This is a genomic window from Mesobacillus selenatarsenatis SF-1, from assembly GCF_000813125.1.
GTDB lineage: Bacteria > Bacillota > Bacilli > Bacillales > Cytobacillaceae > Mesobacillus > Mesobacillus selenatarsenatis.
Map to the genome: position 1 here is coordinate 1 of NZ_BASE01000098.1, position 25,596 is coordinate 25,596.

General features: G+C 42.2%; 24 protein-coding genes, 1 tRNA gene and 2 other annotated features. Of the genes, 21 read left to right on the plus strand and 4 right to left on the minus strand.

The features are described from left to right. Nucleotides 1-179: 179 nt before the first annotated feature. Nucleotides 180-800, minus strand: a complete 621-nt coding sequence (locus tag TY49_RS19065) for a LysE family transporter (RefSeq protein ID WP_041967495.1) — start codon at nt 798-800, stop codon at nt 180-182. Between the two features lie 426 nt (nt 801-1,226). Between TY49_RS19065 and TY49_RS19070 the strand changes: the two genes are divergently transcribed. After that, the gene (locus TY49_RS19070) at nt 1,227-1,433 is read left to right on the plus strand and encodes a cold-shock protein (RefSeq protein ID WP_041967496.1); all 207 of its coding nucleotides are present in this window, start codon (nt 1,227-1,229) and stop codon (nt 1,431-1,433) included. A 213-nt stretch (nt 1,434-1,646) separates the two neighbouring features. Here TY49_RS19070 and TY49_RS19075 read toward each other — a convergent pair. Beyond that, a tRNA-Leu gene (locus TY49_RS19075) sits at nt 1,647-1,730 on the minus strand. Between the two features lie 160 nt (nt 1,731-1,890). Between TY49_RS19075 and TY49_RS19080 the strand changes: the two genes are divergently transcribed. The 7 genes from TY49_RS19080 (at nt 1,891) to TY49_RS19105 (ending at nt 8,410) form a co-directional block, all read left to right on the plus strand. After that, complete coding sequence (locus TY49_RS19080) at nt 1,891-2,523, plus strand: LysE family transporter (protein ID WP_041967497.1); 633 nt, start codon at nt 1,891-1,893, stop codon at nt 2,521-2,523. Nucleotides 2,524-2,698: 175 nt separating this feature from the next. Then, the gene (locus tag TY49_RS19085) at nt 2,699-3,451 is read left to right on the plus strand and encodes a DeoR/GlpR family DNA-binding transcription regulator (protein WP_041967498.1); all 753 of its coding nucleotides are present in this window, start codon (nt 2,699-2,701) and stop codon (nt 3,449-3,451) included. Then, nucleotides 3,448-4,359 (plus strand): 1-phosphofructokinase, encoded by a 912-nt coding sequence (gene pfkB / locus TY49_RS19090; protein ID WP_041967499.1) that lies wholly within the window; start codon nt 3,448-3,450, stop codon nt 4,357-4,359. Before TY49_RS19085 ends, pfkB begins: the two co-directional genes overlap by 4 nt. A 15-nt stretch (nt 4,360-4,374) precedes the next feature. Next, nucleotides 4,375-6,234 carry a PTS fructose transporter subunit IIABC gene (locus TY49_RS19095; protein WP_041967500.1) on the plus strand — a complete coding sequence of 620 codons (1,860 nt, stop codon included), beginning with the start codon at nt 4,375-4,377 and terminating at the stop codon, nt 6,232-6,234. A gap of 116 nt (nt 6,235-6,350) precedes the next feature. Further along, nucleotides 6,351-7,151 carry a DUF2935 domain-containing protein gene (locus tag TY49_RS19100; protein ID WP_041967516.1) on the plus strand — a complete coding sequence of 267 codons (801 nt, stop codon included), beginning with the start codon at nt 6,351-6,353 and terminating at the stop codon, nt 7,149-7,151. A 166-nt stretch (nt 7,152-7,317) separates the two neighbouring features. Next, complete coding sequence (locus TY49_RS25570) at nt 7,318-7,401, plus strand: putative holin-like toxin (protein WP_353618710.1); 84 nt, start codon at nt 7,318-7,320, stop codon at nt 7,399-7,401. Nucleotides 7,402-7,645: 244 nt separating this feature from the next. Next, nucleotides 7,646-8,410, plus strand: a complete 765-nt coding sequence (locus TY49_RS19105; RefSeq protein WP_041967501.1) for an alpha/beta fold hydrolase — start codon at nt 7,646-7,648, stop codon at nt 8,408-8,410. Nucleotides 8,411-8,448: 38 nt separating this feature from the next. On the opposite strand, the gene bcbE is transcribed toward TY49_RS19105, so the two are convergent. After that, the gene (gene bcbE, locus TY49_RS19110; RefSeq protein ID WP_041967502.1) at nt 8,449-9,723 is read right to left on the minus strand and encodes a bacillibactin exporter BcbE; all 1,275 of its coding nucleotides are present in this window, start codon (nt 9,721-9,723) and stop codon (nt 8,449-8,451) included. Between the two features lie 163 nt (nt 9,724-9,886). Between bcbE and TY49_RS19115 the strand changes: the two genes are divergently transcribed. From TY49_RS19115 to trpA, 8 genes are all read left to right on the plus strand, one after another. Continuing rightward, nucleotides 9,887-10,528 (plus strand): MOSC domain-containing protein, encoded by a 642-nt coding sequence (locus tag TY49_RS19115; protein ID WP_041967503.1) that lies wholly within the window; start codon nt 9,887-9,889, stop codon nt 10,526-10,528. A gap of 61 nt (nt 10,529-10,589) precedes the next feature. Then, nucleotides 10,590-10,836: a binding site (T-box leader), on the plus strand. 59 nt (nt 10,837-10,895) lie between these two features. Continuing rightward, nucleotides 10,896-11,151 (plus strand) — a binding site (T-box leader). A gap of 58 nt (nt 11,152-11,209) precedes the next feature. Continuing rightward, nucleotides 11,210-12,607, plus strand: coding sequence for an anthranilate synthase component I (trpE, locus tag TY49_RS19120; RefSeq protein ID WP_041967504.1), 1,398 nt, complete (start codon nt 11,210-11,212; stop codon nt 12,605-12,607). After that, entirely contained in the window at nt 12,588-13,190 is a 603-nt protein-coding gene (locus TY49_RS19125) for an anthranilate synthase component II (RefSeq protein WP_041967505.1), read from the plus strand. Before trpE ends, TY49_RS19125 begins: the two co-directional genes overlap by 20 nt. Continuing rightward, entirely contained in the window at nt 13,174-14,199 is a 1,026-nt protein-coding gene (trpD, locus tag TY49_RS19130) for an anthranilate phosphoribosyltransferase (protein ID WP_041967506.1), read from the plus strand. Before TY49_RS19125 ends, trpD begins: the two co-directional genes overlap by 17 nt. Nucleotide 14,200: 1 nt before the next feature. Beyond that, complete coding sequence (trpC, locus tag TY49_RS19135; RefSeq protein WP_041967507.1) at nt 14,201-14,995, plus strand: indole-3-glycerol phosphate synthase TrpC; 795 nt, start codon at nt 14,201-14,203, stop codon at nt 14,993-14,995. After that, complete coding sequence (locus TY49_RS19140; protein WP_041967508.1) at nt 14,985-15,602, plus strand: phosphoribosylanthranilate isomerase; 618 nt, start codon at nt 14,985-14,987, stop codon at nt 15,600-15,602. The genes trpC and TY49_RS19140 overlap by 11 nt, the downstream gene beginning before the upstream one ends. Then, nucleotides 15,603-16,811, plus strand: a complete 1,209-nt coding sequence (trpB, locus tag TY49_RS19145) for a tryptophan synthase subunit beta (protein WP_041967509.1) — start codon at nt 15,603-15,605, stop codon at nt 16,809-16,811. Then, the gene (gene trpA / locus TY49_RS19150) at nt 16,811-17,584 is read left to right on the plus strand and encodes a tryptophan synthase subunit alpha (protein WP_041967517.1); all 774 of its coding nucleotides are present in this window, start codon (nt 16,811-16,813) and stop codon (nt 17,582-17,584) included. The genes trpB and trpA overlap by 1 nt, the downstream gene beginning before the upstream one ends. 92 nt (nt 17,585-17,676) lie before the next feature. Here trpA and TY49_RS19155 read toward each other — a convergent pair whose 3' ends face one another. After that, nucleotides 17,677-18,276 (minus strand): SAM-dependent methyltransferase, encoded by a 600-nt coding sequence (locus TY49_RS19155; protein WP_041967510.1) that lies wholly within the window; start codon nt 18,274-18,276, stop codon nt 17,677-17,679. A 387-nt stretch (nt 18,277-18,663) separates the two neighbouring features. Between TY49_RS19155 and TY49_RS19160 the strand changes: the two genes are divergently transcribed. From TY49_RS19160 to odhB, 5 genes are all read left to right on the plus strand, one after another. Continuing rightward, a complete protein-coding gene (locus tag TY49_RS19160; protein ID WP_041967511.1) occupies nt 18,664-19,242 on the plus strand; it encodes a hypothetical protein in 579 nt (192 codons plus the stop codon). Between the two features lie 145 nt (nt 19,243-19,387). After that, complete coding sequence (mnmH, locus tag TY49_RS19165; protein ID WP_041967512.1) at nt 19,388-20,446, plus strand: tRNA 2-selenouridine(34) synthase MnmH; 1,059 nt, start codon at nt 19,388-19,390, stop codon at nt 20,444-20,446. Nucleotides 20,447-20,643: 197 nt separating this feature from the next. Continuing rightward, nucleotides 20,644-20,880 carry a hypothetical protein gene (locus TY49_RS19170; RefSeq protein ID WP_041967513.1) on the plus strand — a complete coding sequence of 79 codons (237 nt, stop codon included), beginning with the start codon at nt 20,644-20,646 and terminating at the stop codon, nt 20,878-20,880. Between the two features lie 272 nt (nt 20,881-21,152). Continuing rightward, nucleotides 21,153-24,008, plus strand: a complete 2,856-nt coding sequence (gene sucA, locus TY49_RS19175) for a 2-oxoglutarate dehydrogenase E1 component (RefSeq protein ID WP_041967514.1) — start codon at nt 21,153-21,155, stop codon at nt 24,006-24,008. Next, nucleotides 23,995-25,287 (plus strand): 2-oxoglutarate dehydrogenase complex dihydrolipoyllysine-residue succinyltransferase, encoded by a 1,293-nt coding sequence (odhB, locus tag TY49_RS19180; RefSeq protein ID WP_041967515.1) that lies wholly within the window; start codon nt 23,995-23,997, stop codon nt 25,285-25,287. The genes sucA and odhB overlap by 14 nt, the downstream gene beginning before the upstream one ends. The last annotated feature ends 309 nt before the right edge of the window (nt 25,288-25,596 follow it).

Consider the following 25,596-nt stretch of genomic DNA (forward strand, 5'->3'; position numbering starts at 1 on the left):
GATTTTTATGTTCCCCGTTTTCCACGCTTGAACAAAAACCGGGAATATACGTGATTTTTATGTGTTCCGTTTTCCGCTCTTAATCAAAAACCGGGAACATATCCGTTTTATTTGCCCGATTTTCCACTCTTGTACAGAAACAGGAAAGGAGTGCTCCAAAAAATATAGCGCTCTCTTTCTCAAAGGAATAGCTTCAATGCCTGATAGCCAAAAAACAGGGCAAAGCCAATTAATGAAAGTCCGGATACAAGGGAAATAAATGTCAGTAATCTGGTTGTAAGCAGTTTGCGGAAGCTGCTGGAAATAGCGGCCATAACAATGTCCCAAAGTATAAGGCCTAGTATGATGCCAAAACTGTATAAAACTAGTTCCCCAGTTCCGTAGGAGGAAGCGGTCTTGGCAAGGACAGATCCGTAAATTCCCAGCCAAAATAAGATTGTCAGCGGGTTGGAAATGGACATGATAAACCCTGATAAAAAAGACTTGAAACCGGAATCCTCACTTCGATTATCCATGACGATTTTTCCGGAGCTCATGATTGTTTCTATGCCTGTATACATCAAGACAAAGAATCCAAACAGCCAGAGAAAAGATTGCATAAACGGAGTCTCAAGATATTTAACAACTCCAAGATAGACAGTCAGCATGTAGATAATATCTGCTGTCAGGGCCCCTAGGCCAAGGAGCCACGCCTGAAAAAAGCCGCTCTTGATTCCTTTGTCCATCTGCGCTGCATTTACTGGCCCAATCGGGGCGGCGAGTGATAATCCAAGAAAAATATAGCCTAAGAAGACATTCAATTTTAAAATACCTCCAATAGTCAAAGCGGAATTTGCTTGTACTATTTCTATTCAGACATCTAAAGGCGTACAACCTATTTTGTATAAATTGAATATTTTTTTTAGGCAGGCTTAATAAATTTTGGAGGTGAAGAATATACTAGTAACTGTTGCGCAGGCACTACCGGTATGTCACTTTTGGTAAAAAGAAGAAAGTGTGGTAAAATGGAATAGATATCAACTTTCGGACCATTCATTTATTATAAAAAGTTTCATTTTGCCAGCTTTTTATAATAAATGAATTTTTTTATCAATCGAACGATGATAAGGTCTTTTCGAATATTTTGTTGCCTGCACTTTTCAAGTGATTCTGACAATCAACTTGATTAGGGTGTAGAGGTTACCAAATCGAAGGGACCATAACTAAACCTATAGGAGCGTGAGGAAATGGCATTTGGAAGAAAACCGCCTGAAGAGATCGTAACCGCTGAAACGAAAGTATGGGTATGTACTTCTGATGATTGCAATTGCTGGGTTCGCGACAACTTTAAAAGCAGCAATGTCCCCGCTTGCCCAATTTGTCAAAGTGATATGGAGCAGACAACTAAGGTTCTTGAAGTGGTTAACAATCATAGTCAGAATCTAATCGGATAATTGTAAGGTAAAAACAGTCTGGATGAATCTCCAGGCTGTTTTTTGCTTTTTCCATGGGGTGTTTCCCTCAGCTTTGATGCACTGTTCTATACACTTCATAAGTGATTAGACCTAAATATTTGTGGTTACTTTTGGTGGAGAAAGCAACAAAGTTTAAAGAAAGAGTTTTTTGCAAACAAAAAAAGTGCCCATTGTATAGGCACCTTTTCTCTATGCGGATGAGAGGACTTGAACCTCCACGGTGTTGCCACCACTAGAACCTGAATCTAGCGCGTCTGCCGATTCCGCCACACCCGCGTATTTATATAAGAATTATAGCACAAAATCTAACGAAAAAATTATAAAATTTCACTCTAGCTACTTATGAATATATGAGCAAAAAATTGGACAGTTAGTATTAGGATTGGATTCTCAAACATACAATGTACAAAGTTTTTGTGTGTTGGGGGACGAGGTCTTGAGTGTCAGTTTACTAGTCAGTTATATTTTCCTGGGATTAACATTGGCAGCCCCGATTGGCCCGGTAAACTCAGCCAGGTTGGATAAGGGAATCAAAAATGGTTTCTGGCATGCCTGGATTGTAGGGACAGGTTCAATGATTGCCGATGCTATTTTTATGCTGTTAATCTATTTAGGTCTTGTGAATTTTTTGGACATGCCTATCATTCAAATATTCCTTTGGTTATTTGGCGGATTCGTCCTAATCTACTCTGGAATTGAATGTATTGTAAAAGCGAATAACATTGATCTAGCTTTCAGCCGTGGTAAAGAATCGATGCTAAAATGTTTCCTTACGGGATTTATCATGTCGATCAGCAGTCCTTTATCAATCCTTTTCTGGCTAGGAATCTATGGTTCGGTACTTGCAAAAACCGCCAGCAATTATGGACGAACAGACCTGTTGATTTATAGCAGCATGATTTTCTTAGGTCTGGCATTGTGGGATATTTTTGTAGCGGCGATAACGACCGGCTTCAGGAGATTTTTGAATTATAGCAGTTTGAGGGCTATTTCAATATTGTCCGGTCTCTCTTTGCTAGGCTTTGGAGTTTACTTTGGATACCAGGGTATCAAGGCGTTAATATTATAGGGACACTATTTAGAAAAACCTCCGTTATGGAGGTTTTTTATTTTCTGATAACTGTCAAAAACGATCACCATAACATAAAATTTGATTAATAATGATTGTTTTTGAAAGAAAATGATTGATTTTTGAAATCGATTACATTATGATGAAAATACGAAGCAAATAGGAGGAATGGCTCATGTTAACACCTGAGCGCCACCAGCTCATCTTACAAATGATTAAAGAAAAACCAATAGTAAAAATACAGGAAATAGTTGATCTCACTGAAGCTTCGGAATCAACCATTCGCCGCGACCTGACAATCCTTGAGGAGGGGAAGTTCCTGAAAAGAGTGCATGGCGGAGCAGCCAGATTAAGGGGCAAACTCCAGGAGCCAAGCATGGTTGAAAAATCCACCAAATTCCTTCAGGAAAAAAAGCAAATCGCCCAATATGCTGCAAGTCTTGTGGAAGAAGGTGACAGTATTTACCTTGATGCGGGGTCAACTGTTTTCGAGATGATCAGTTCTCTTCAGGTTAAAGATATTGTAGTGGTCACCAATGGTCTCATGCACCTGCCGCAGCTGCTTGAAAGAAATATTGAAACATATGTGATAGGCGGATATGCCAAACCAAAAACGAATGCGATCATCGGAAGAGGAGCTCTGGCAAGCCTTGAACAGTACCGCTTTGATAAATGCTTCCTCGGAGTGAATGGTATCCATCCTCATTCAGGGTATACGACACCAGACCAGGAAGAAGCAATGATCAAACAGAAAGCAATGACTTTATCTAGAGAATCGTTTGTGCTTGCTGATGACAGTAAGTTTTCTGAGATTACGTTCGCAAAAATAGCAGACTTGCATGAAGCGATGATCATCACCAATACAATTGATGAAGATCATAAAGGCCAATATACGAGCAAAACTTCAATAAAGGTTGTGACACCATGATATACACTCTTACTCTTAATCCATCAGTTGATTACATCGTTGAAGCGGATGAAATCCAACTAGGCAGTTTGAATAGAAGTTCAAACGAAACAAAGCTTCCCGGCGGTAAAGGGATTAATGTTTCAAGGGTCCTTCGTTCCCTTGGAGTTGAAAGCAAGGCAACAGGTTTTATTGGAGGCTTCACCGGCAAGTATGTCGAGGAGTTTCTTAACCGGGAAGGCGTGCAAACAAGATTTGTCAATGTCGAAGGTGATACACGTATTAACGTTAAGCTTAAGGCCGCAACAGAAACAGAAATAAATGCCCGCGGCCCTGAGATCTCGACACTGTCAATAGAGTCATTGAAGGAGCAGATCAAGCAGATCGGAAATGGCGATTTTCTGATCCTTGCTGGAAGCATTCCCTCCAGCATGCCTGAATCGATATATGAAGAAATTGTCCAAATCTGCAAGAAGACTGGGGCAGAAGTAATCGTAGACGCTGAAGGAGACTTACTAAAAAGCATTCTTGACTACAGGCCATTCCTGATCAAGCCGAATCATCATGAATTGGGACAGTTGTTCAACAAGCAAATCACTAATGCTGACGAAGCCATTTTTTATGGAAAAAAACTAGTTGAATCCGGTGCTAAAAATGTCATTGTCTCATTGGCTGAGAAAGGTGCCGTTTATATCAATGAAGACGATGCCTATAGAGCCGCTGTTCCTCAAGGTGAAGTCAAAAGCTCAGTAGGTGCCGGAGATTCAATGGTCGCTGGTTTCGTGGCCCAGTATCTAAAAACTGGTGATCGAAAAGAAGCATTCCGCTATAGTGTTGCATCTGGAAGCGCAACTGCGTTTTCAATCGGATTATGTACACCTGATAAAGTTGAACAACTTCTTCAAGAAGTAAAAATACAAAAAAACTAGTAAGGGGGAGAAACCATGAGAATTACAGAACTACTAACTAGAGAAACGATTCTGTTATCCATGAATGCTGAATCAAAGCAAGATGCAGTGACTGAGCTCGTAGGAGTGCTAGAGCGGGCGGGGAAAATTACAGACCGCAATGCGTTTGAAGAAGCAATCCTAAAACGTGAACAACAAAGCACCACAGGCGTAGGGGACGGGATTGCGATACCACACGCGAAAACTTCAGTCGTGAAGAATGCGGCAATTGTATTTGGCCGGTCAGAGGCTGGAATCGATTATGAATCGTTGGACGGCCAGCCTGCGCACCTGTTCTTCATGATCGCAGCACCTGAAGGCGCGAACAACACCCATCTAGAAGCTCTGGCTCGACTTTCATCTATTCTAATGAATGCCGATGCACGTGGGAAACTTCTTGGGGCAAAAACAGCTAATGATGTCATTGGAATCATTAACAGCTACGATCAGGAAGAAACCGAAGAGAAGGTTGAAAGGAACAATAAAAAATTCATTGTAGCAGTAACTGCATGCCCTACAGGAATAGCTCACACTTATATGGCTGCTGATTCATTAAAAGCGAAAGCGGCTGAAATGGGCGTCGATATCAAGGTGGAAACGAATGGCTCAGGCGGGGCAAAGAATGTGCTTACACAAGAAGACATTGAAAACGCTGAAGCAGTCATCATTGCTGCTGACACAAAGGTTGATATGGACCGATTCGCAGGAAAGCCATTAATTGATGTGCCTGTTGCGGACGGAATCCGCAAACCAAAGGAACTGATTGAAAAGGCTGTCAAAAGGGATGCTCCACTATACAAGGCATCAGGCAATGCAGCGACAGAAAAGAAAGAAAGCCGGGGCGGAGTCTATAAGCATCTAATGAATGGCGTATCGAATATGCTTCCATTCGTTGTCGGGGGCGGTATCTTAATCGCTATTTCCTTCATGTTCGGCTATAACGCCTTTAATCCAGATGATCCATCTTATCACCCAATTGCCAAAGCGTTGATGGATATAGGTGGAGGAAGCGGTGCGTTTGGATTACTAGTGCCAATTCTTGCAGGTTTCATCGCACTAAGTATTGCTGACAGACCAGGTTTTGCTCCGGGTATGGTCGGTGGATTGCTTGCTGCAACTGGCGGTGGTGGATTCCTTGGCGGATTGGTAGCTGGTTTCCTTGCTGGTTATCTTGTGTTGGGACTCAAGAAATTATTCGCTGGATTGCCTGCTTCACTCGAGGGGATCAAGACAATTCTCTTGTATCCATTGTTCGGTATTGCTCTAACAGGATTCATCATGTTGTTCTTGGTAAACAAACCAGTCGGTGCCCTGAATCAGGCAATCACAGACTGGCTTTCTGGATTAGGAACTGGGAATGCTGTAGTGCTTGGTATTGTTTTGGGATTAATGATGGCATTCGACATGGGCGGGCCAGTTAATAAAGCAGCCTATGTTTTTGGAACTGGCTTGCTTGCAAATGGTGTATATGAGCCAATGGCCGCGATTATGGCAGCGGGTATGGTGCCTCCGCTTGGTATCGCAATTGCGACAACTTTCTTTAAAAACAAATTCACCAAGCAAGATCAGGATGCCGGAAAAGCAAACTATATCATGGGCTTATCCTTTATCACTGAAGGTGCAATCCCATTTGCTGCTGCAGACCCATTGCGTGTTATTCCATCGGTAATGGCTGGTTCAGCAGTCGCCGGAGCGTTGTCGATGATGTTCAGCATCGGGCTTAGAGCTCCTCACGGCGGACTATTCGTAGTACCACTTGTCGAGGGTGGGTGGCTGTTATACCTGGCCGCTATTCTCATCGGTTCAGTTGTGACAGCAATCCTGCTTGGGATATTGAAGAAACCAGTTGCAAGATAATACCCAAGGCCTGCAGGCTAATAGTCTGCAGGCGTTTTGTATGCATATGAATATTTCCATCATTTCGCCTATAAGCTTATATGAAGTGATTTGTGAAGGGGGAATGGGAAATGGGGATGGCGAGAGACTTCAATAGTGCTGCCAAATATGAGCACCGTTTTTGGCTACAGGTTCTTGGTGACCACGGGAGATTCCTGCATGATGCGCTGGTACCTGTAGAGCAGGAGGAAATAGAAACGGCAAAGTACTTTATTAATACTTTTGACAGGCTGCTGCAAAGGGTGGAAACAACTGATCTCATTCATTTGAGCATGAGAGCGGACGAAGAAGCGAAGAAAATCAGACAATTTAAGCTGGACTTAATCGAAAAAATGCTGACAGGCAATGTGAAAATTCATTTTGGTCCTACTTTTATCAACCATATGGTCAATGAGGTTGAGGAATATATCAGAGTTCTTGAGTATCTTAAAAGGGGTGAGGTGCCGCCAGTGTTCCACGAATTACACCATCATACTGTCTGGCTGCTTGATGCGGCGGGCCATGCTGGTGCTATTCAAAGCAATCTTGATCAGGTTGAAAAGCACCTGAAGGCAAAGAGCGAAAAATACATGAAGCATTTTGAGGATTTCTATTTAAAAGCTGTCGAGATGACTGGTTACCTGCGAACGAATTTAACTTCCTTTCCAGCTTTGCAAAGAATGAATCAAGAGGTATCATTGGAAATTCAACTGTTCATGAAATTTCTTGATGAGTTAAAGGAGCTGGAGTTAACTGAACAGGCATTGGGAAGCTTTGCACCGCTGATGGCTGATCATATGTTCAGGGAAGAGTGCTATTATTTATCTAAAGTCGCAGAAGCCACCTCGGTGAATCAGCCGGACTGTGATCCTGGCAAGCCTAGATTGATAAAAGACTAAACCTGGCGGATACTGGATGAGTGCTGATTCATCTAGTATCTTAGCCCTAATTTTACTTCATAAAAGAACATATGTTCTTGTTTTGGACAAGGTTATGTTATACTTGAGAAGCAATAGTCAAATCTCAAGGTGGGTCGGCTAGCCCCGGAGGAAGGGGGTGATGCCTATGACAGTATTCGAGACCTTTATGGCAATGTTTTCTTTTGCCAGTCTAATCCTCGCAATCCTGACATTAAGCCAAAAAAAATAGACCTCTCATAATCGTAAAACGGTGAGAGGTCCAGCTGCTTTTTTGCCGATCTTCTAAGGGAACGGCTATTGCGGAGACTGTCGGTGGGCCAACACCGGCAGTCATTCTGTTCAAATATACAATACAAGAATACCATACAGGGCTGTCAAAGTCACGATTATAAGCACCTTTATGCATGAGATGTTTTGCCATTTGGTTATACTGAGGAAGTTATGTTAAACCATGCATAGGGAGTGAATGGCGAATGACTTTATGCAATTTAGAGTATGGTGATCTCTTTTACGAAGAGTTTGGGCAAGGAAGTCCCATTATCTTTTTGCACCCACCTGGAATGGGAAGGAAAGTATTTCGATACCAAAGGCCACTGAGCCAACGATATAGACTAATCCTTCCTGACTTAAGCGGCCATGGTGATTCAACAGCCGTACTAGATAGGGTTACTATACAAAAGTATGCTGAAGAAGTCTTAAGACTGGTCGATTCTATAGGACTCGAAAAAGTCACGTTGTGCGGCTATTCCTCCGGAGGCAGCATCGCCCAGGAATTTGCCCTGACATACCCGGAAAGGACCCAATCACTTATCCTTTCTGGCGGCTTTGCAGAGGTCCAGTCACCCGCATTGAAATATGAGCATTTGATGGGAATGTATTTCGTGAAAAACTCCCCTAAAACCTTGGCGAAGGTGATAGCAACTGCACATACCTTTGATAAGAATTACAGGACTGAACTCATTGAACATATGTTGAAAACAGATTTGAATACATGGTTCGACTTTTATCACGAATCATTGAACTATTCTTGCAGCGGGAGACTGAAAAATTTAAATGTTCCTTTGCTGCTTATTTATGGTTCGAGAGATTTCATCAACCAGCACATAAGGGCCTATGAAAGAGAGTTGGGACATTTTCAAAAAGCCATCATTCAAAAAGTCTCACATCAGGTACCTGTTAAAAAATGGCAGGTGTTCAACGCTAAAGTAGAGAAGTTTTTGGAAAAGCAACCTGACTAGCGTTGAAAAAACGCATTGTTAGATTATACAATGCGTTTTTACGCTTCTTGTTTATCTGGTTTTATGGCAAGAAATGTTGCTAGAGCGGCAGCGATGCTTAAAGCGGTTAGGATAATGAACATTAGCTTATTTGAATTTTTCATCATTAGAGCAATGACGGGAGGACCTGCGGCCACTCCTATGAACCTCATTGAGCTATATATAGATGTAATGGTACCTCGTTCTTCTTTTTCAATACTCTCAGTGATTAAGGCATCCATTGGCGGCAGGCTTGCACCTATACCGATGCCGGCAACAAGGAACATGGAAATAATAAACCATAACTCCCTCGAAAAACTCAGGAGGGCCACTGCTATACCAAGCAACACTAAGCTAGAGAACGTAATCCACTTCATAAGGACCATATTCTTCTTTATTACTTTACCTGTGATAAATGATGAAAGACATAGCGCTCCTAATGGCAGGGCAAGAACCAGTCCTTTTTTTAGATCCTTTATTCCGTATTTGTTCTCCAGAATATCGGACAGGTAAAATAAGACTCCAAACAACACGAACATGACAATAGCACCAATAAAAAAGATGGCATACAGCCAACGCCCATTTTCAGTGAAAATCAATTTTATTTTTTTAAGAAAATCCTTGAATGGCAATGGTTCTTGTTTCTTTTTCGGACTTTTTACCAGGAAAATCATCATGATTATTGACAGGGCACAGAACACTGGTATTGAAAAGAACGGGATAAACCAGATGATTCCTGCCAGGAATGACCCTAATACTGGGCTGAGAACCTTTCCAAGAGTATTTGCAGTTTCGATTTCTCCCAGCGCTCCGCTCACTTCATCATCGTTTTTGAACATATCTCCAACCAATGGCAAAACGATTGGAAAAGCACCGGCTGCTCCAACACCCTGCAAGGCTCTTCCGATTAAGACAACCCAGTATCCATCGTTCATTTGCCATGAGGCCCACCCAGAAATAGTTCCGCCAATTCCAGTGATGATCAAGCTTGGAATAATGACTTTCTTTCGACCAATATGATCAGATAAATACCCGGCTAACGGGATTAAAAATATGGCTACTATTGAATAAACGGTTATGATCAGGCTCGATTGAAAGGCGGAAATGCCCATCTTCTTTTCCATGACAGGCAAAACTGGAATCAGCATCGAATTTCCAAGTGTCATCACGAGAGGAATGGATGCGATTGAGACAATTGCCCATTTTTGATTATTGGCACTACCCTTTTTCGAATCCTTCTCTTTTTTATTCGAAACTCCTCCGGCTTTAGGAAACAAGTTTTCAATATAATTCATAATCGTAACCTGCCTTTTTTCATACTATTTTTAGTGTGGACTTAAACAACAGAAATAACAGATGTCTTTTTATGGGAAAGATTTTTTCTGTGAAAAATCTTTATGGAGTTTTTAGAGTGAAAAGGATAAAATAATTGGAAAAGGCTTGAAGGTTGGTGGAATCATGGCACAAATATTGTACCTGAATGTCGGGAAGCCGGAGCTTAAGACCTGGGACGGCAAACAAGAACTATCTGCAATTGGAAAAAAAGGAGTGACACAAGCGTTACTAACAAAAGAATCCTTTCAGGGAGATGGCGTGGCAGCAACAGAGTTTCATGGGGGACCTGACAGAGCGGTTTGTTTTTATCCCGCCGAGCATTATTCAAAATGGTCTGTTGAATTCGGAAAGGAATTAGCTCCTCCGACCTTTGGCGAGAATATTTCAGCCCCGGGCATGTTGGAAGCCGATATCTATATAGGAGATACATACAAGCTTGGAGAAGCTGTGATCCAGGTGACACAGGGAAGGATTCCGTGTTCAAAAATATCGAAGAATAACCAAATTGACAGGCTGCTGAAAAGGGTGGTCGAGACTGGGTATACAGGCTATTTTTTCAGGGTTCTTCAAGAGGGAATGGTCTATGAGGACTCCGAAATTATTTTTTTGGAGAGGGTACAAAATAACTTTTCGATCCTAAGAGCTAATGAAATTTATTTTCTCCAGAGGAAGGACTATCAAGCGATTGAAGAATTGCTAGAAATCGAAGAACTGGCAGAAGACTGGAAGAAAAACCTTGAGAAACTTTTAATGCAGAAAAATTAAAATATTTCATTTTTTTGTTTGACATTTGTGAATCACCGCTTTATTATAATGATTAATATATTAATGAGCGATGACGAAGAGTAGTAACTGGATCAGGTACTTTAGAGAGCTGATGGTTGGTGGGAATCAGTGTAACTGTACCAGTGAATGGACTTCCGAGCTTCCAGACCGAACCCTTAAGGCAGTAGGCTTTGGCGAAATGGCCTTATCGTTATAAAAGGCAGGCATTAAGCATTCAATGCTCGATGCTGTTAAGTGAGCTGTTTTACAGCTAATTAAGGTGGCACCACGGGTCTCTCGTCCTTATTTTAATTAATAAGGATGGGGGCCCTTTTTGTTTACCCTTAAATTCCAATAATTTTATTATGTAAACTCGATGAGCAAGAAGAGTAAGCAGGATTTTTCTGTTACAGAGAACCGGGAATGGTGTGAACCGGTACAGAAATACCTGCCGAATGGCCTTGCGAGAGGCAGCCTGAAATAATAGTAGGGCTTGCCCGGGATTCCGCCGTTAAAAGGATAGGGTATAACGAAACGTTTTTTGGTTTCCTGTACCTGAAGAGAGGGAGTCTAAAGGCTCCAATATGAGGTGGCACCGCGGTCCAATCGTAATCGTCCTCTATACAGCACAATCATTGTGCATGTATAGGGGACTTTTTTATTTTCTAAAGGAGGATATATATGAAGGTTGAATCACCAAATATCTTTATTGAAGAGATTGAAGGAGATACATTAACCCCGATATCTGTGTACCAGATGGTATCCGGAAAGAAAAAATTCCTGTTGGAAAGTTCCCATAAGCATAACGACTCCGGCCGTTTTTCTTTTATTGGCTGCGATCCCGTTTACGAGCTTTTAAGTGAAAAGGGAGAGACATATCTGGCAAGGAAAGGTGTTAAGGAGCGAGTAGAGGGCCCATTTTCCGAGGTGCTGAAAGAAATGCTTCCTAAATTAAATACTGAACTTGATATTCCTTTTATAGGAGGCGGGGTAGGTTTTGTAAGCTATGATTTCATTCGCGATTTTGAAGAAATTGGGCCGCTTAAAGAAGATCCTCTTGATATGCCCGAAGCGCAATTGATGTTCTTCAATGAAGTCATCGTATTTGACCATCTCAAACAAAAAATCAACCTGATCGGCATTCCGTTTCCAGGATACAGCAATGACGATCTTATTAAGAAAATTAAGAAACGGAAGAAAGAACTTGATTCGCCTGTCAAAAAGCAGCCAGTCATTCGATTTTCACTTTCAGATTTTAAAGCATCGCAAAACAGGGAGGAATTTGAAAAATCAGTCAGGACTGCAAAGAGTCTGATCGAAGAGGGAGAAATCTTTCAGGTTGTGCTGTCAAGAAGGCTAGCAGCGGATGCAAAAGGAGATCCATTTTCGTTCTATCGAAAGCTGCGAGTGGATAATCCCTCCCCTTATATGTACTTCATTGACTTTGAAGATTATGTTGTTGCCGGTACGTCCCCTGAAAGCCTCGTGAAGTACCGGGAAGGAACGATGATTGCCAACCCGATTGCGGGTACCAGGCCGAGGGGGAAAACTCCAGATGAGGATTTCAGACTGGAATCTGAATTGAAAGAGGACGAAAAGGAACTAGCTGAACATAAAATGCTCGTCGATCTCTCAAGGAATGATTTAGGCAGGATATGTGAAGTCGGCAGTGTCAAAATTGAAAAGTTCCTGGCTGTAGAAAGGTATCAGTTTGTCATGCATCTCGTCTCTGAAGTAAGTGGGAGGCTGTTGACAGTTGCCCACCCAATGGATGGGCTGGCGGCATGCCTTCCCGCAGGAACAATGTCAGGAGCTCCAAAAATTCGGGCGATGCAAATCATCAACGAGCTTGAAGCTGAAAAAAGAGGTGTTTATTCAGGAGCAGTTGGTTACTTCTCTGCTTGTGGAAGCATGGATTTTGCGCTTGCCATCAGAACATTGGTTGTCAAGGATGGCAAAGGATATCTCCAGGCCGGTGCAGGCATTGTATATGACTCTGACCCGGCGAAAGAGTTTGATGAAACAAACCATAAATTAAAAGCATTGATGGAGGCAGCCAATGATCCTACTGATCGATAATTACGATTCATTTACCTATAACCTTTACCAGTATCTAAGCGAACTGGGTGCTGAAGTAAAAACAGTCAGGAACGATAAAATATCGGTTCAGGAAATCTTGCGAATGGAACCTGACGCAATAGTCTTATCTCCTGGACCAGGCAGGCCGGAACAAGCTGGGATCTGCGTCGAAGCTGTTAAACAGTTGGCGCACACAATCCCAATCCTGGGTATATGTCTTGGCCATCAGGCGATTGCTCATTCATTTGGCAGTTCGATTATCAAGGCTAAAAAAGTCAGGCATGGCAAGGAATCCAAACTCCTCCATACAGGCACTTCGCTAATGAATAATCTCGAGGAATATCCTGAAGTCATGAGATATCACTCTTTGGTGATCGACCGTATGACGCTTAATGAAGATTTTGAAGTGCTGGCTGAAGCGGTTGATGACCAGGAAATAATGGCTATCAAGCATAAAAATTACCCTCTATACGGCCTTCAGTTCCATCCGGAATCAATTGGAACGAAGAGCGGAAAGCAAATTCTATCGAACTTTCTCTCTGAAATCAGAAAGGAGACAAAAGCTTATGAAATATTATCTTGAGAAGTTGGTTGAAGGAAAATCATTGCTAGAAATTGAAATGGAAGAAGCTGTACAAGAAATGTTCACCCAGGATACAACAGATGCCGAAATCGCATCCTTTTTGACAGGTCTCAAGTCAAAAGGAGAAACCGCTGAGGAAGTATCTGGTCTGGTTAAGGCCATCAGAAAACATGCGCTGAATTTCACAAAAAATATACCGAATGTTCTTGATAATTGTGGAACAGGGGGAGATGGATCAAAAAGCTTCAACATCAGTACTACTTCAGCTTTTGTCATTGCCGGAGCCGGGATTACGGTAGCAAAGCATGGAAACAGAAGCGTTTCCAGCAAGACCGGAAGCGCGGATGTGTTGGAGGCGCTCGGTGTCAGCCTTGACTTCTCTCCAGAAGCAACAGAAGAAATTCTTGAACAGAATGGGATTGCTTTCCTTTTTGCTCCCCATGTCCATCCAAAACTTAAACAAATCATGAAGGTAAGAAGGGACCTGAAAATCCCGACCATCTTCAATTTAATCGGACCTCTGACAAATCCTGTTCAGCTTGATTACCAGCTGCTTGGAATCTACCGCAGGGATTTGCTTGATAAGTTTGCACATGTGCTGGCAAACCTGAACAGGAAGCGAGCCATCGTCATTAACGGAGCGGGAGGAATGGATGAAGCATCTCTAGCGGGTGAAAACGAAATGGTCATCGTTTCAGATGGGGAAATTAGGCACACCAGACTTAAGCCGGAAGAAGTGAACTTGCCAGTATACGATAACAGCAGAATCAGGGGTGGAGATGCACGTGATAATGCAGACATTTTGCTCCAGGTCCTTAAAGGCAAAAAAGGCGCACATCGGGATACAGTGCTGCTGAACGCAGGTCTTGGAATTTATACCGCCGGGAAGGCAGAATCGATACTTCAGGGAGTGGACTTGGCAGCGGAAAGCATCGATTCAGGCAGGGCATTGGCAAAATTGGAGAATTTAATCAGCATCAGCAATCGAAACAAAAAGGCGGTAGGATGAGATGGGAACAATACTTGATTCAATCATTGAAAGAAAAAAAGTTGAGGTTGAAGAGCTAAGGATATCTGGCACGGAAATACCTGAATTTACTTCGAAGCCCCGATCTCTGCTAAAAGCCTTAAGAGAGGCAAGCAATGTCGCCATAATTTCAGAATTTAAAAGGGCTTCACCTTCGAAAGGAGACATCAATCTATCTTTGGATCCTGCTAAGCAGGCAATACTTTATGCCCGGGCGGGTGCATCAGCTATATCAGTGTTAACGGATGTAAAAGGTTTTAAAGGTTCTTTCACTGATTTGAAAAAAGTCAGAGAAGCAGTGGACCTTCCGATTCTTTGCAAGGATTTTATCGTTGATCAAATTCAAATAGACTTGGCCCATTCCGCAGGAGCAGATGTCATTTTGCTCATCGCATCAGCATTGCCCCTGGGAAAACTTTCAGAGCTATACGAGTATGCCTATGAAAAAGGACTAGAGTGCCTCGTTGAAATCCATGATGAAACAGATCTGGAAAAAGCTATCCATATAAAGGCTCAAATGATCGGAATCAATAATCGAGATTTAAAATCATTCGAGGTCAATCTCGTAAACACCGAGAAGCTCGGACCGCTTGTAAAAAAAGCAGGAGCTTTTCTGATCAGTGAAAGCGGCATGAAAACAAGGGACGACATCGTTCGTGCAGCAGCTGCTGGTGCAAGTGGAGTTCTGGTTGGAGAGACATTCATGACTTCCGCTGATCTTAATGAAACTTTCCAGACATTCACTGTTCCAGTAGTGAGGGATCATCATGAAGGTTAAGATTTGCGGAATAAGAACAGTCGAAGCAGCACGGCATGCAGTTCAATGTGGAACTGACGCTCTTGGTTTCGTTTTTGCCGACAGCAAAAGAAAAATAACAGCTTTAAAGGCAAAAAAAATCATTGAAACATTACCGGAAAATGTCTGGAAGGTAGGAGTTTTTGTGAACGAGGGTGCATCAGAAATTAAGCAAATCGCCGAAACTGCAGGCCTGACACATATTCAGCTTCATGGTGATGAAGTCCCTGATGACTATCGATCAATTGGGCTGCCGTTAATTAAAGGTGTTTCCGTTCAGTCACCGAAAGACCTTGAAAAAATTGACACTATAAAAGCTGACTATATCCTTCTTGACAGTCCTCCAGCAGAATATCGGGGAGGAAACGGCTCAAGTTTTGAGTGGGATTTGGCAAAGGCAATCGGCAAGTCAAAGACAAATATCATTTTGGCGGGTGGATTGGATCCACAGAATATCAACGAAGCGATTGCAAAAGTCAACCCATTGATGGTTGATGTCAGCAGCGGCGTCGAAACAAACGGAGAAAAAGATTTGGCAAAAATAAAGACTTTTATTAATAACGCAAAAAATGAAGGGGAGGAAGTTTGAATGACTACTAATACTTATGATTTGCCGGATGAAAAAGGGCATTTTGGAAATTATGGAGGAAGGTTCGTACCCGAAACGTTGATGCATGCTGTTCTTGAATTGGAGAAGGAATACAACCGAGCTTTGGCAGACGAGGAGTTCCATGCCGACCTGCAAAAATTAATGAAGGATTACGTTGGGCGAGAAACTCCATTATACCTGGCAGGCAACCTAACCGAACATGCTGGTGGAGCAAAAATCTATCTAAAACGGGAGGATCTCAACCATACAGGAGCACATAAAATCAACAATACTGTCGGTCAGGCCTTGCTTGCAGTAAGGATGGGCAAGCGAAAGATTGTTGCTGAAACAGGGGCTGGACAGCATGGAGTTGCTACTGCAACAGTCTGTGCCCTGCTCAATTTGGAATGTGTGATTTTTATGGGCAAAGAGGATATCAGACGCCAGCAATTAAATGTTTTCAGGATGGAACTTCTTGGAGCAAAAGTCATCAGTGTAGATGCAGGGAGCGGGACATTGAAGGATGCGGTCAATGAAGCTCTTCGCTACTGGGTTACAAATGTCCGCGATACTCACTATATCCTTGGATCTGTAATGGGGCCGCATCCATTCCCCAAAATGGTTCGTGACTTTCAAAGTGTCATCGGTAAAGAAACGAAACAGCAATTTTTCGAAAAGGAAGGAAAGCTTCCTGATGCACTAGTTGCTTGCATTGGAGGCGGCAGCAATTCGATTGGCTTATTCTATCCGTTCATTGAGGACAATAGCGTGTCAATTTATGGTGTTGAAGCTGCTGGCCTCGGCCTGGCAACTGACAAACATGCCGCATCATTATCTAAAGGGAAACCAGGTGTCCTTCACGGTGCGATGATGTACCTTCTTCAGGATGAAGACGGGCAAATTCAAGAGGCACATTCGATATCAGCAGGCCTGGATTACCCTGGAATTGGCCCTGAACACAGCTATCTGCACGATATTAATAGAATCACATATGAATCGGTAACAGATGACGAAGCACTTGAAGCCTTTCAACTGCTTTCAAAATTAGAGGGAATCATTCCTGCTTTGGAAAGTGCACATGCCATTGCGTACGCAGTCAAGCTAGCTGCTGGGATGAGCAAAGATGAGAGAATAGTTGTCTGTTTATCTGGCCGTGGTGATAAAGATGTACAGACAATTAAGGACAGGATAGGAGGAGGAATGGAATGATGGATAGAATTCAAAAGGCTCTGACTGAAAAAGGAAAAAAGGCTTTTGTTCCATATATAATGGCTGGAGATGGAGGGCTCGAAACCCTAAAAGAAAAGCTGCTATTTTTACAAGAATGTGGTGCTGATGCCGTAGAAATTGGCATCCCCTTTTCTGATCCTGTTGCGGATGGGCCTACAATCCAGGAAGCTGGTATCCGGGCCCTTAGCAGAGGAACTACGTTGAGAAAGGTGCTGGAGAAGGTTCAAACCTTCAAACCTGAAATCTCAATCCCTCTTATTCTAATGACCTATTTGAATCCCCTCGTGGCATATGGGCTCGAAAAGTTTTCCGAGGATGCTGCGGAGTCTGGTATATCGGGTTGCATTATCCCTGACCTACCCCTTGAGGAGGAAGATTTCATTCTTCCAGCGCTTGAGGAGCATGAAATCTCTTTAATCAGTTTAGTGACGCTCACCACTCCAGTTGAGAGAATAAAAGAAATCGGCTCCAAGGCAACAGGATTCATTTATGCTGTTACCGTAACAGGTATCACGGGTGCAAGAAACGATTTCAGCGAGGACCTTGCTGCTTTCCTAAGTTCAATTAAAAGTGTCAGCCGAGTTCCGGTGCTGGCAGGGTTCGGAGTTTCAAACGCTGAACAAGTCAGAGAAGTATGCAAGCATTGTGATGGTGTCATAGTTGGGAGTAAAATTATTGATTTATTTGAACAAGGAGATTTGGCCGAAATAAAACGGCTTGTGAGCACATCAGAAGGGGTTAGTTTGACTTAGTGTTGATGGATAGCAGAAATCAGTAGCATAATGATAATACTGCGCTAATTACAAAAAAGTGGAAAAAATGGCCGCTGCATATCAAGCAGCGGCTACTTCTTTTCTGCGGTTACACAAACCGTCAAAATAGGTCTTACCTGGAGATAAGATATCTCCGGGTTTTTGAAACCGGCACTAAGCAAATCTTTTTTCATTCGTTCTCCCAGTTGATTTGTAGTTTGAGCCGTCGATCCTTCTTCGCGCGGCTGGACAGTAAGGACGATTCTCCCTCCTAGTTTCAACAATCGGTGCAGGTGATGTAAAGAAGTCAGTGGCTTCTCCCAGAGTGGGTAATTGTTAACAGAAATAATTTTATTATAGGAACGTTCGGGCTGGAAGTTGGCGACATCTCCAGTAGTTAGTTGTACTTTACCTTGTTCAATCCACTCTTTATTTCTCTTTGCCGCCTCGTTTTTCATTTTGGCAGATATATCTATTCCATCGACTTCTATTCCGCGATAATTGGACATTAAAGTCTTAATTCCATATCCGGGCCCAAATCCAATTTCTAAAATACGATCATTTTTATGGACTTGAAGCTTTTGGATGCTCCACTTATTAATTTTCCGGTTCTCAAAATACATGATCGTCCCTGCAAGCTTTCCCAGAATGCCTTTGGGCTTCTCGAACTGCTTAGCCATTGAATCTATCATTTTAGTCACTCCTGATTTGATTAACCAATATTTGAACTGGTTTTCTCTTTTATACCAGTTTTCCTTTATTTTTAAACTTAACAACTTCCTTTAACCTATAATTTGATTCTTTATGAAGGAAAGTTAGGAAATATTGAATAAAGACAGTCTATTCTGAAAATTATTTCTCGGGAAAGCGCAGGAAAAGACAATATACTACATTAATACATTGGCTGATGAAAAAAAATGACTGAATTTGTCACATGCAAAAACGATATTTTTTTAAAAAAGCGTGCGATTTGTTACAGTACAATCGAATATTTGTTGTATATACTTTACTTAAAGTTTTCGGTGGTTGAAATTAAAAATGACGATCTATTTAGTTACTAATAAAGGAAGTTGAACGAGATGAAAATGTACGAAGCGATTCTCGATATTTTAGAAAAAAAGGGAAATGCAACGATTCCAGTTATTTGCCAGGAAATGAGTGAACAAGATCTTAGCATTGTTAGTGAGAGGCAGGATATGGTTGAACCTTCATATATAAAAACGCTTGTTAGCAGCAATAACGAATTATTCCTGGTAAAAGATGATATCGTTTCGATAAGGCCTGATAAAGAACCGGTTATGATGACGGTAGTATTGCATGGATATCCCGGCCCGGAAATGAGGGTGAGAATCGACTTTAAAAGGAATACCTTTACCTACTTTGAATGGCATCTGGACTCTAAAGCTTCTGGGCCGCTTAAAGTGGGAACATTTGGCAGCGTAGATGATTTTAAAAAGAAACTGTATCCTTTGAAGTTATGGGAGTGGGAAGAAGATTATCAAACAGAAGGTATTGTAGTAGATGGTACCAGTTGGTCAGTAAAACTAAAAACAAAAGGAAAAACCTATGAAAGCAGAGGCCTTGACTCCTTTCCAAACCAGTGGAAAGAATTCTGCAAGGCAGTCAGCGTACTCGTTGGCAAAAAGTTTTCGTGTTAGCCGCAGACCTTTTGTCGGTTTTTTTTTCTATTCAAAATACGAAAGGATTGTTTGTTTTAAGGTTATAATGGTGAAAACTCTGCTTGTTTTAGGTACAATAAATAAATGTAGTTTCAAACATGCGACCATGGAGGTCAATCGAGAAATGAAGGACATATCAGTACAAGAATTAATCAGCTCAAAAGAATTTATACCAGTCGATGTAAGGGCGCCAATCGAACATCGTGATTCGGCAATACCCGGGTCGGTCAATATACCATTATTCACAGATGAGGAAAGACAAGAGATAGGGACGCTTTATAAGCAATCTGGTGAAGAAGCTGCCAAATGGCGGGCTATGGAGATTGTTTCTCCAAAGCTTCCACACTTACTTGGTGAAATAAAGGACCTCAAGAAGTCAGGTGCTGAGCCTGTGATTCATTGTTGGAGAGGTGGGATGAGGAGCAGGTCTGTTGCATCCTTCCTAGAATACGCAGGAATACCCGCATTGCGCCTGGAGGGTGGTTATCGGGCATACAGGGAATATATTTTGGAAAGAATTCCTCAACTTTTGCCCGAAAAGGCCATCGTTTTGCATGGGATGACAGGGACTGGTAAAACCGACATATTGCAGGCTCTCCAGGAAAAGGGATATCCTGTTGTTGATCTGGAAAAAATGGCAAACCATAGAGGATCCATTTTTGGCATGATAGGCATGGGAGAGGCACACAATCAAAAAACATTTGATGCTTTGTTATTTGAAAGGCTGAATGAGATAAAAGGTTCCAACTACTTTATCATTGAAGCGGAGAGCAAAAGAATCGGGCGTGCAGCCCAGCCGGAAGAAATGCTGAAGAAAAAGGTGAATGGTATTCATTACCTGGTAAAAAGCTCAATTCCTAAAAGAGTACAACGTATATACAATGAATATGTTCAACCTTTCTTAGGAGAAGCCTGGTTTGAAGAGGAAGTCAGGGAGAAGGTATCGAAACTAATTAAGCGAGTTAATCATGATGTTTCACCATCCCTCGCATTTGCCCTGGAAGAAAAAAACTATAAAAAATTAATTGAGATATTACTGGTTCATTATTATGATCCGCGCTATAACCATGCCCTTCTGGAATATGAGGGACCTTTCGAAGATATCGATTCAGATCACCCTGATGTTATAGAGGATATTGTAAAAGAAATCCAGAAGACATTTTCTGATTCAACAGCGGTTTAAAATGAATAAAAAAAGGTAATTAAAGAAGGAAAGCAGGTAAATGCTTTCCTTTTTCTTTTTTGCTCTTGGCCTGGGAACTTTCATTTTGCGTAAAAATTATTTAACAGATTGAGATATAATTATGATTTTTGTCACGTAAAATTTCTGAATATTTGATATATAATTAAATGAGAACCATTTAAACAGGAGGATGAAATATGCGCGAATCGAAAAATTGCCACCACCGTTTTTCAATGCACGAGGAGAATGTGGGATTCACAACGAATGATGGTGTAGACATTTTCACAGCTGGAGCAAGATTTCAGAAGTGTATCACATGCGGGCATATTGAATTGCCTGTAGAACATAGTGAAATGATTGAGCCTAGTCAGATTGAAAAAAGAAATAACCTTTTTGCACCGAAAAATATGTATGCAACTTTGATGAGTTTATAGATATGAGCAACAAATTCAAAAGCCGGTCTATCCGGTTTTTTTGTTGTCCTTTTTTAATAGGAATAATTTTACTGCAATAATAAAAGCTTTTGATTAAATTAACACTATATCGATAGTCAAAACCTTTGGTTAAAAGAAAATATCATGTTAGAATATTAATGTAAACGGTTGATATCTGAATAATATTATTATTCTTTGAATTTACAGTTAAAATCGAGCACTACAGGGTAACAGATAATTAGTGAATATAGAATTGGCAAGGGGGTTTTTTTGTGAAAAAGCCAGTTTCGGGAAACAGGGCAAAATGGCCGGGGTTTCATGGACCGAACCAGGGGTACGTCGAAGAATTATATGAAATGTTCCTACAGGATCCTGATTCCGTTGATGCAGATATCAGGGAATATTTTGAACAGAATTCTAATCTTCAATCTTCATCTTCAAATGAAAGTAATCAAGTAATTCCTGCAGTACAGGCGACAGGATCCCCAGCAAAAATCGCAGCTGCATTAAGATATGCTGATTATATTCGTTCATACGGCCATTTATCTGCAAATATTTATCCATTGCAGTTTGGCAGCAAAGATCATCAACTTGAGGATTATGGGAAATGGGGATTGACTGAAGCTGATTTGATGGATATGCCAGTGGAGCTCGTATGCCCTAGTGCTCCTTCTTCAATTAAAAATGGGAAAGAAGCTTTTCAATTTCTTCAAAAGGTTTACTCCGATACGATTGCTTATGAATTTGAACATGTAAATGAAATGGCAGAAAAGGAGTGGCTAAGGCAGAAAGTTGAGTCTGGTGAACTGATTCCTAAAGTTGAAAATGAAAGAAAAACCAGTTTGTACGAACGTCTTACAGAGGTCGAGAATTTCGAAAAGTATTTGCACCGGACTTTTGTCGGACAAAAGAGGTTCTCAATCGAAGGTCTGGATTCGATGGTCCCGCTTCTTGATGAGGTCATCAGTGGCGCAGTCAAAAGTGGTGTTGAAACAATCAATATTGGTATGGCCCATAGGGGAAGGCTGAATGTCCTTGCCCATGTTTTAGGTAAACCATATGAAATGGTTTTTGCTGAATTCCAGCATGCTCCAAACAAAGAACTTGTTCCATCAGAAGGTTCAATCGGAATTAACTTCGGATGGACTGGCGATGTTAAATATCACCTTGGCATTGACCGGAAAATCAAATCGGATAACACAGCAAACGCTAGACTGACACTGGCCAATAACCCGAGTCACCTGGAATTTGCAGGTGCAGTGGTTGAGGGTTTTACGCGTGCTGCACAGGATGATAGGAACGAACCTGGTTACGCAAAATATGATCCGGTAAAAGCAATGGCAATCCTGATCCATGGAGATGCCGCATTCCCAGGACAGGGAATTGTGGCTGAAACGCTGAACCTTAGTCGTTTGCACGGATATAAAACAGGCGGAACGATTCATGTTATCGCAAATAACACGATCGGATTCACAACCGAATCAATGGATTCACGCTCCACTCGTTATGCCAGCGATCTTGCAAAGGGATATGAAATTCCGATCATTCACGTCAATGCTGATGACCCAGAGGCATGTCTGATGGCAGCCAGGCTGGCATTTGAGTACAGAATGACTTTCGGAAAAGATTTCTTGATTGACCTAATTGGGTATCGACGATTTGGCCATAACGAAATGGATGAGCCAATGACAACAAATCCTGAAATGTATGTGCTCGTCCACAAACATCCGACAGTGAAGAAAATCTATGGTGATAAACTCATAAACCAAGGAACCATGTCGGAAGAGACTAGAACCGAAATTGAACAAAAAGTATCAACCAGGCTGACAGAAGCATACGAAAAAGTTCCGAAAAAAGAGAAGGAAGTAACGAACGAACCAGATATACCGGATGTAGTGGAAATGGGAATACCAGAGATAGAAACTGGGGTGCCAATAGAGGTACTAAGAAAAATAAATAGTGACCTGCTGAATTGGCCAGAAGGATTCAATGTCTTCAATAAATTAGAGAAAATCCTCCAAAGAAGGAAGGATGCTTTTTCTGCGAACGGTAAAATAGATTGGGGTCTGGCAGAAACTTTGGCGTTTGCTTCCATAATTAAAGATGGAACACCAGTCAGACTTACTGGACAGGATTCTGAAAGAGGAACCTTTGCCCAAAGAAATATTGTTTTGCATGACAGCGAAACTGGCGAACAATTTTCACCGCTTCATGTTTTGCCTGGAGCAAGAGCATCCTTCTCTGTCCATAACAGCCCGCTTTCTGAAGCGGCTGTCGTGGGGTTTGAGTATGGATATAACGTATTCGCCCCAGAAACTTTAGTCCTTTGGGAAGCGCAATATGGTGATTTTGCTAATGCTGCCCAGGTACTGTTTGACCAGTTCGTGGCGGCTGGCAGGGCGAAGTGGGGACAAAAATCAGGTCTAGTCATGCTTCTGCCTCACGGATATGAAGGCCAGGGGCCGGAGCATTCCAGCGGAAGAGTAGAAAGGTTTTTAACACTCGCGGCTGAAAATAACTGGACAGTTGCGAACCTTTCTTCTGCGGCTCAATATTTCCATATTCTACGTAGACAGGCGGCGATTTTAAGGAAGGAAGCTGTTCGCCCGCTGGTTTTGATGACACCTAAAAGTCTGTTGAGAAACACTACGGTTGCTGCAGATCCACAACAATTGGCAGAAGGCAGCTTCAAGCCGATCATCGAACAGCCAGGGCTTGGCGGCCAGCCAGAGAAAGTGGAGCGGGTGGTGTTGTGCACTGGAAAAGTGAGCATAGATATCGCTGAAAAGATCCAGCCGGAAGAGCATGGATGGCTGCATGTCTTGAGAATCGAGGAGATCTATCCTTTCCCGCTAGAACAATTAAAAGAAAATCTAGGCCGATATCCGAACCTAAAAGAAATCATCTGGGTTCAGGAAGAACCAAAGAATATGGGGGCATGGACCTTTGTTGAGCCGAGAATCAATGAAGCAGCACCTAAAGGGCTAGAAGCTTCCTATATTGGCAGAAGAAGACGTTCAAGTCCGGCAGAGGGAGATCCAAACATCCACAAGTTGGAGCAAGCAAGAATTGTAAGTGATGCACTGACAAGGACAAATGGAGGAGGAAATAAAAATGGCAGAGATTAAAGTTCCTGAATTGGCCGAATCAATCACCGAGGGAACGATTGCCCAATGGCTGAAAAAAAAGGGTGATCAAGTCGAGAAAGGCGAATATATCGTTGAACTGGAGACTGATAAAGTTAATGTCGAAATTATCTCTGACTATGATGGAGTATTAACTGAACTCCTCGCTGAAGAAGGGGATACAGTTAAGGTTGGGGAAGCAATCGCAATTGTTGGTGAACAGGGAAGCGCAGCAAACGATCAACCTACTGCAGAGGCAGGCAGGGTGAACGAATCCCCCGATGAACCTGCTAAGCATGAAAATGGCTCGGTCGAAGAACAAACTAGTGGGAACAACACTGCTGTTGATCAGTCTAGTAATGAAGCAACGTCGGAGAGAATTATCGCTTCACCTGCAGCAAGAAAGCTGGCAAGGGAAAAGGGCATTGATTTGAGCCAGGTAGCTTCTCAGGATCCGCTTGGCAGAGTGAGGAAACAGGATGTGGAGTCATATTCTCCAGAGCAAAACAATGCTCAAAAGCCAGCTGGTGAAAAAGCCGCTGCTCCAAAGGCAGCTTCTGCTGTAAAAGCAGATGATGACAATCGGGTTGAGCGAATCAAGATGTCACGGAGACGCCAAACTATTGCCAACAGACTGGTTGAGGTTCAACAGACAGCGGCAATGCTTACGACCTTCAATGAAGTTGATATGACAGCTGTTATGGAGCTAAGAAAGAAATGGAAGGATCGTTTCTATGAGGAGAATGATGTTCGCTTAGGGTTCATGTCATTTTTCACGAAAGCAGTAGTAGCGGCATTGAAGAAGACTCCTTATTTGAATGCTGAAATCCAGGGAGACGAAATCGTCCTCAAAAAGTTCTATGACATTGGAGTCGCTGTCGCTGCCGATGAAGGACTGGTAGTGCCAGTCATCAGGGACGCGGACAGGAAAAACTTTGCCGAGATTGAAAATGATATTAACGAACTAGCTGAAAAGGCTCGCACAAACAAACTTTCCTTGAAGGACCTTCAGGGAGGAAGCTTTACGATTACAAATGGAGGCGTATTTGGATCATTGCTATCAACACCTATCATCAATGGTCCGCAAGTAGGGATACTGGGAATGCACACAATCCAGCTGCGCCCCGTTGCCATCGATAAAGAACGAATGGAAAACAGGCCAATGATGTACATCGCATTATCCTATGACCACAGGATTGTTGATGGCAAAGAAGCCGTCACCTTCTTAAAGCGTATTAAGGAACTGATGGAAGACCCAGAATCATTGCTGTTACAAGGATAACTATTAGAAGCACTGCCTGGGATTTTATTGGGCAGTGCTTTTTTGAACTTTATAACCTGATGTCTGGGTTTGTGTGGGGTGGTGGGCAAGTTTGGAGCTAGATGAAGAAAAGCTGTCAGAACCTCGCTGAACTTCAGACAGGTTTGGTGCAAGATGAGAAAAGCTGTCAAGAAAACGTGATTTATTGTGACAGGTTTCAAGTTGTAGAGCCCAAAGCTGTCAAGAAACCGCTGTTATTGTGACAGGTTTAAGTGTGTAGAGCCAAAAGCTGTCAAGAATCCGCTGTTATTGTGACAGGTTTCAGGGTGT

Excerpts from the sequence above, each read along its gene's own strand:
- TY49_RS19140 (WP_041967508.1), top strand. The coding sequence starts at position 14,985 with ATGAAGGTTAAGATTTGCGGAATAAGAACAGTCGAAGCAGCACGGCAT.
- TY49_RS19115 (WP_041967503.1), top strand. The coding sequence starts at position 9,887 with ATGGCACAAATATTGTACCTGAATGTCGGGAAGCCGGAGCTTAAGACC.
- trpB (WP_041967509.1), top strand. The coding sequence starts at position 15,603 with ATGACTACTAATACTTATGATTTGCCGGATGAAAAAGGGCATTTTGGA.
- TY49_RS19125 (WP_041967505.1), top strand. The coding sequence starts at position 12,588 with ATGATCCTACTGATCGATAATTACGATTCATTTACCTATAACCTTTAC.
- TY49_RS19095 (WP_041967500.1), top strand. The coding sequence starts at position 4,375 with ATGAGAATTACAGAACTACTAACTAGAGAAACGATTCTGTTATCCATG.
- TY49_RS19105 (WP_041967501.1), top strand. The coding sequence starts at position 7,646 with ATGACTTTATGCAATTTAGAGTATGGTGATCTCTTTTACGAAGAGTTT.
- TY49_RS19160 (WP_041967511.1), top strand. The coding sequence starts at position 18,664 with ATGAAAATGTACGAAGCGATTCTCGATATTTTAGAAAAAAAGGGAAAT.
- trpE (WP_041967504.1), top strand. The coding sequence starts at position 11,210 with ATGAAGGTTGAATCACCAAATATCTTTATTGAAGAGATTGAAGGAGAT.
- trpC (WP_041967507.1), top strand. The coding sequence starts at position 14,201 with ATGGGAACAATACTTGATTCAATCATTGAAAGAAAAAAAGTTGAGGTT.
- trpA (WP_041967517.1), top strand. The coding sequence starts at position 16,811 with ATGGATAGAATTCAAAAGGCTCTGACTGAAAAAGGAAAAAAGGCTTTT.
- TY49_RS19170 (WP_041967513.1), top strand. The coding sequence starts at position 20,644 with ATGCGCGAATCGAAAAATTGCCACCACCGTTTTTCAATGCACGAGGAG.
- pfkB (WP_041967499.1), top strand. The coding sequence starts at position 3,448 with ATGATATACACTCTTACTCTTAATCCATCAGTTGATTACATCGTTGAA.
- TY49_RS19100 (WP_041967516.1), top strand. The coding sequence starts at position 6,351 with ATGGCGAGAGACTTCAATAGTGCTGCCAAATATGAGCACCGTTTTTGG.
- odhB (WP_041967515.1), top strand. The coding sequence starts at position 23,995 with ATGGCAGAGATTAAAGTTCCTGAATTGGCCGAATCAATCACCGAGGGA.
- bcbE (WP_041967502.1), bottom strand. The coding sequence starts at position 9,723 with ATGAATTATATTGAAAACTTGTTTCCTAAAGCCGGAGGAGTTTCGAAT.
- mnmH (WP_041967512.1), top strand. The coding sequence starts at position 19,388 with ATGAAGGACATATCAGTACAAGAATTAATCAGCTCAAAAGAATTTATA.
- TY49_RS25570 (WP_353618710.1), top strand. The coding sequence starts at position 7,318 with ATGACAGTATTCGAGACCTTTATGGCAATGTTTTCTTTTGCCAGTCTA.
- TY49_RS19155 (WP_041967510.1), bottom strand. The coding sequence starts at position 18,276 with ATGATAGATTCAATGGCTAAGCAGTTCGAGAAGCCCAAAGGCATTCTG.
- TY49_RS19085 (WP_041967498.1), top strand. The coding sequence starts at position 2,699 with ATGTTAACACCTGAGCGCCACCAGCTCATCTTACAAATGATTAAAGAA.
- trpD (WP_041967506.1), top strand. The coding sequence starts at position 13,174 with ATGAAATATTATCTTGAGAAGTTGGTTGAAGGAAAATCATTGCTAGAA.
- TY49_RS19070 (WP_041967496.1), top strand. The coding sequence starts at position 1,227 with ATGGCATTTGGAAGAAAACCGCCTGAAGAGATCGTAACCGCTGAAACG.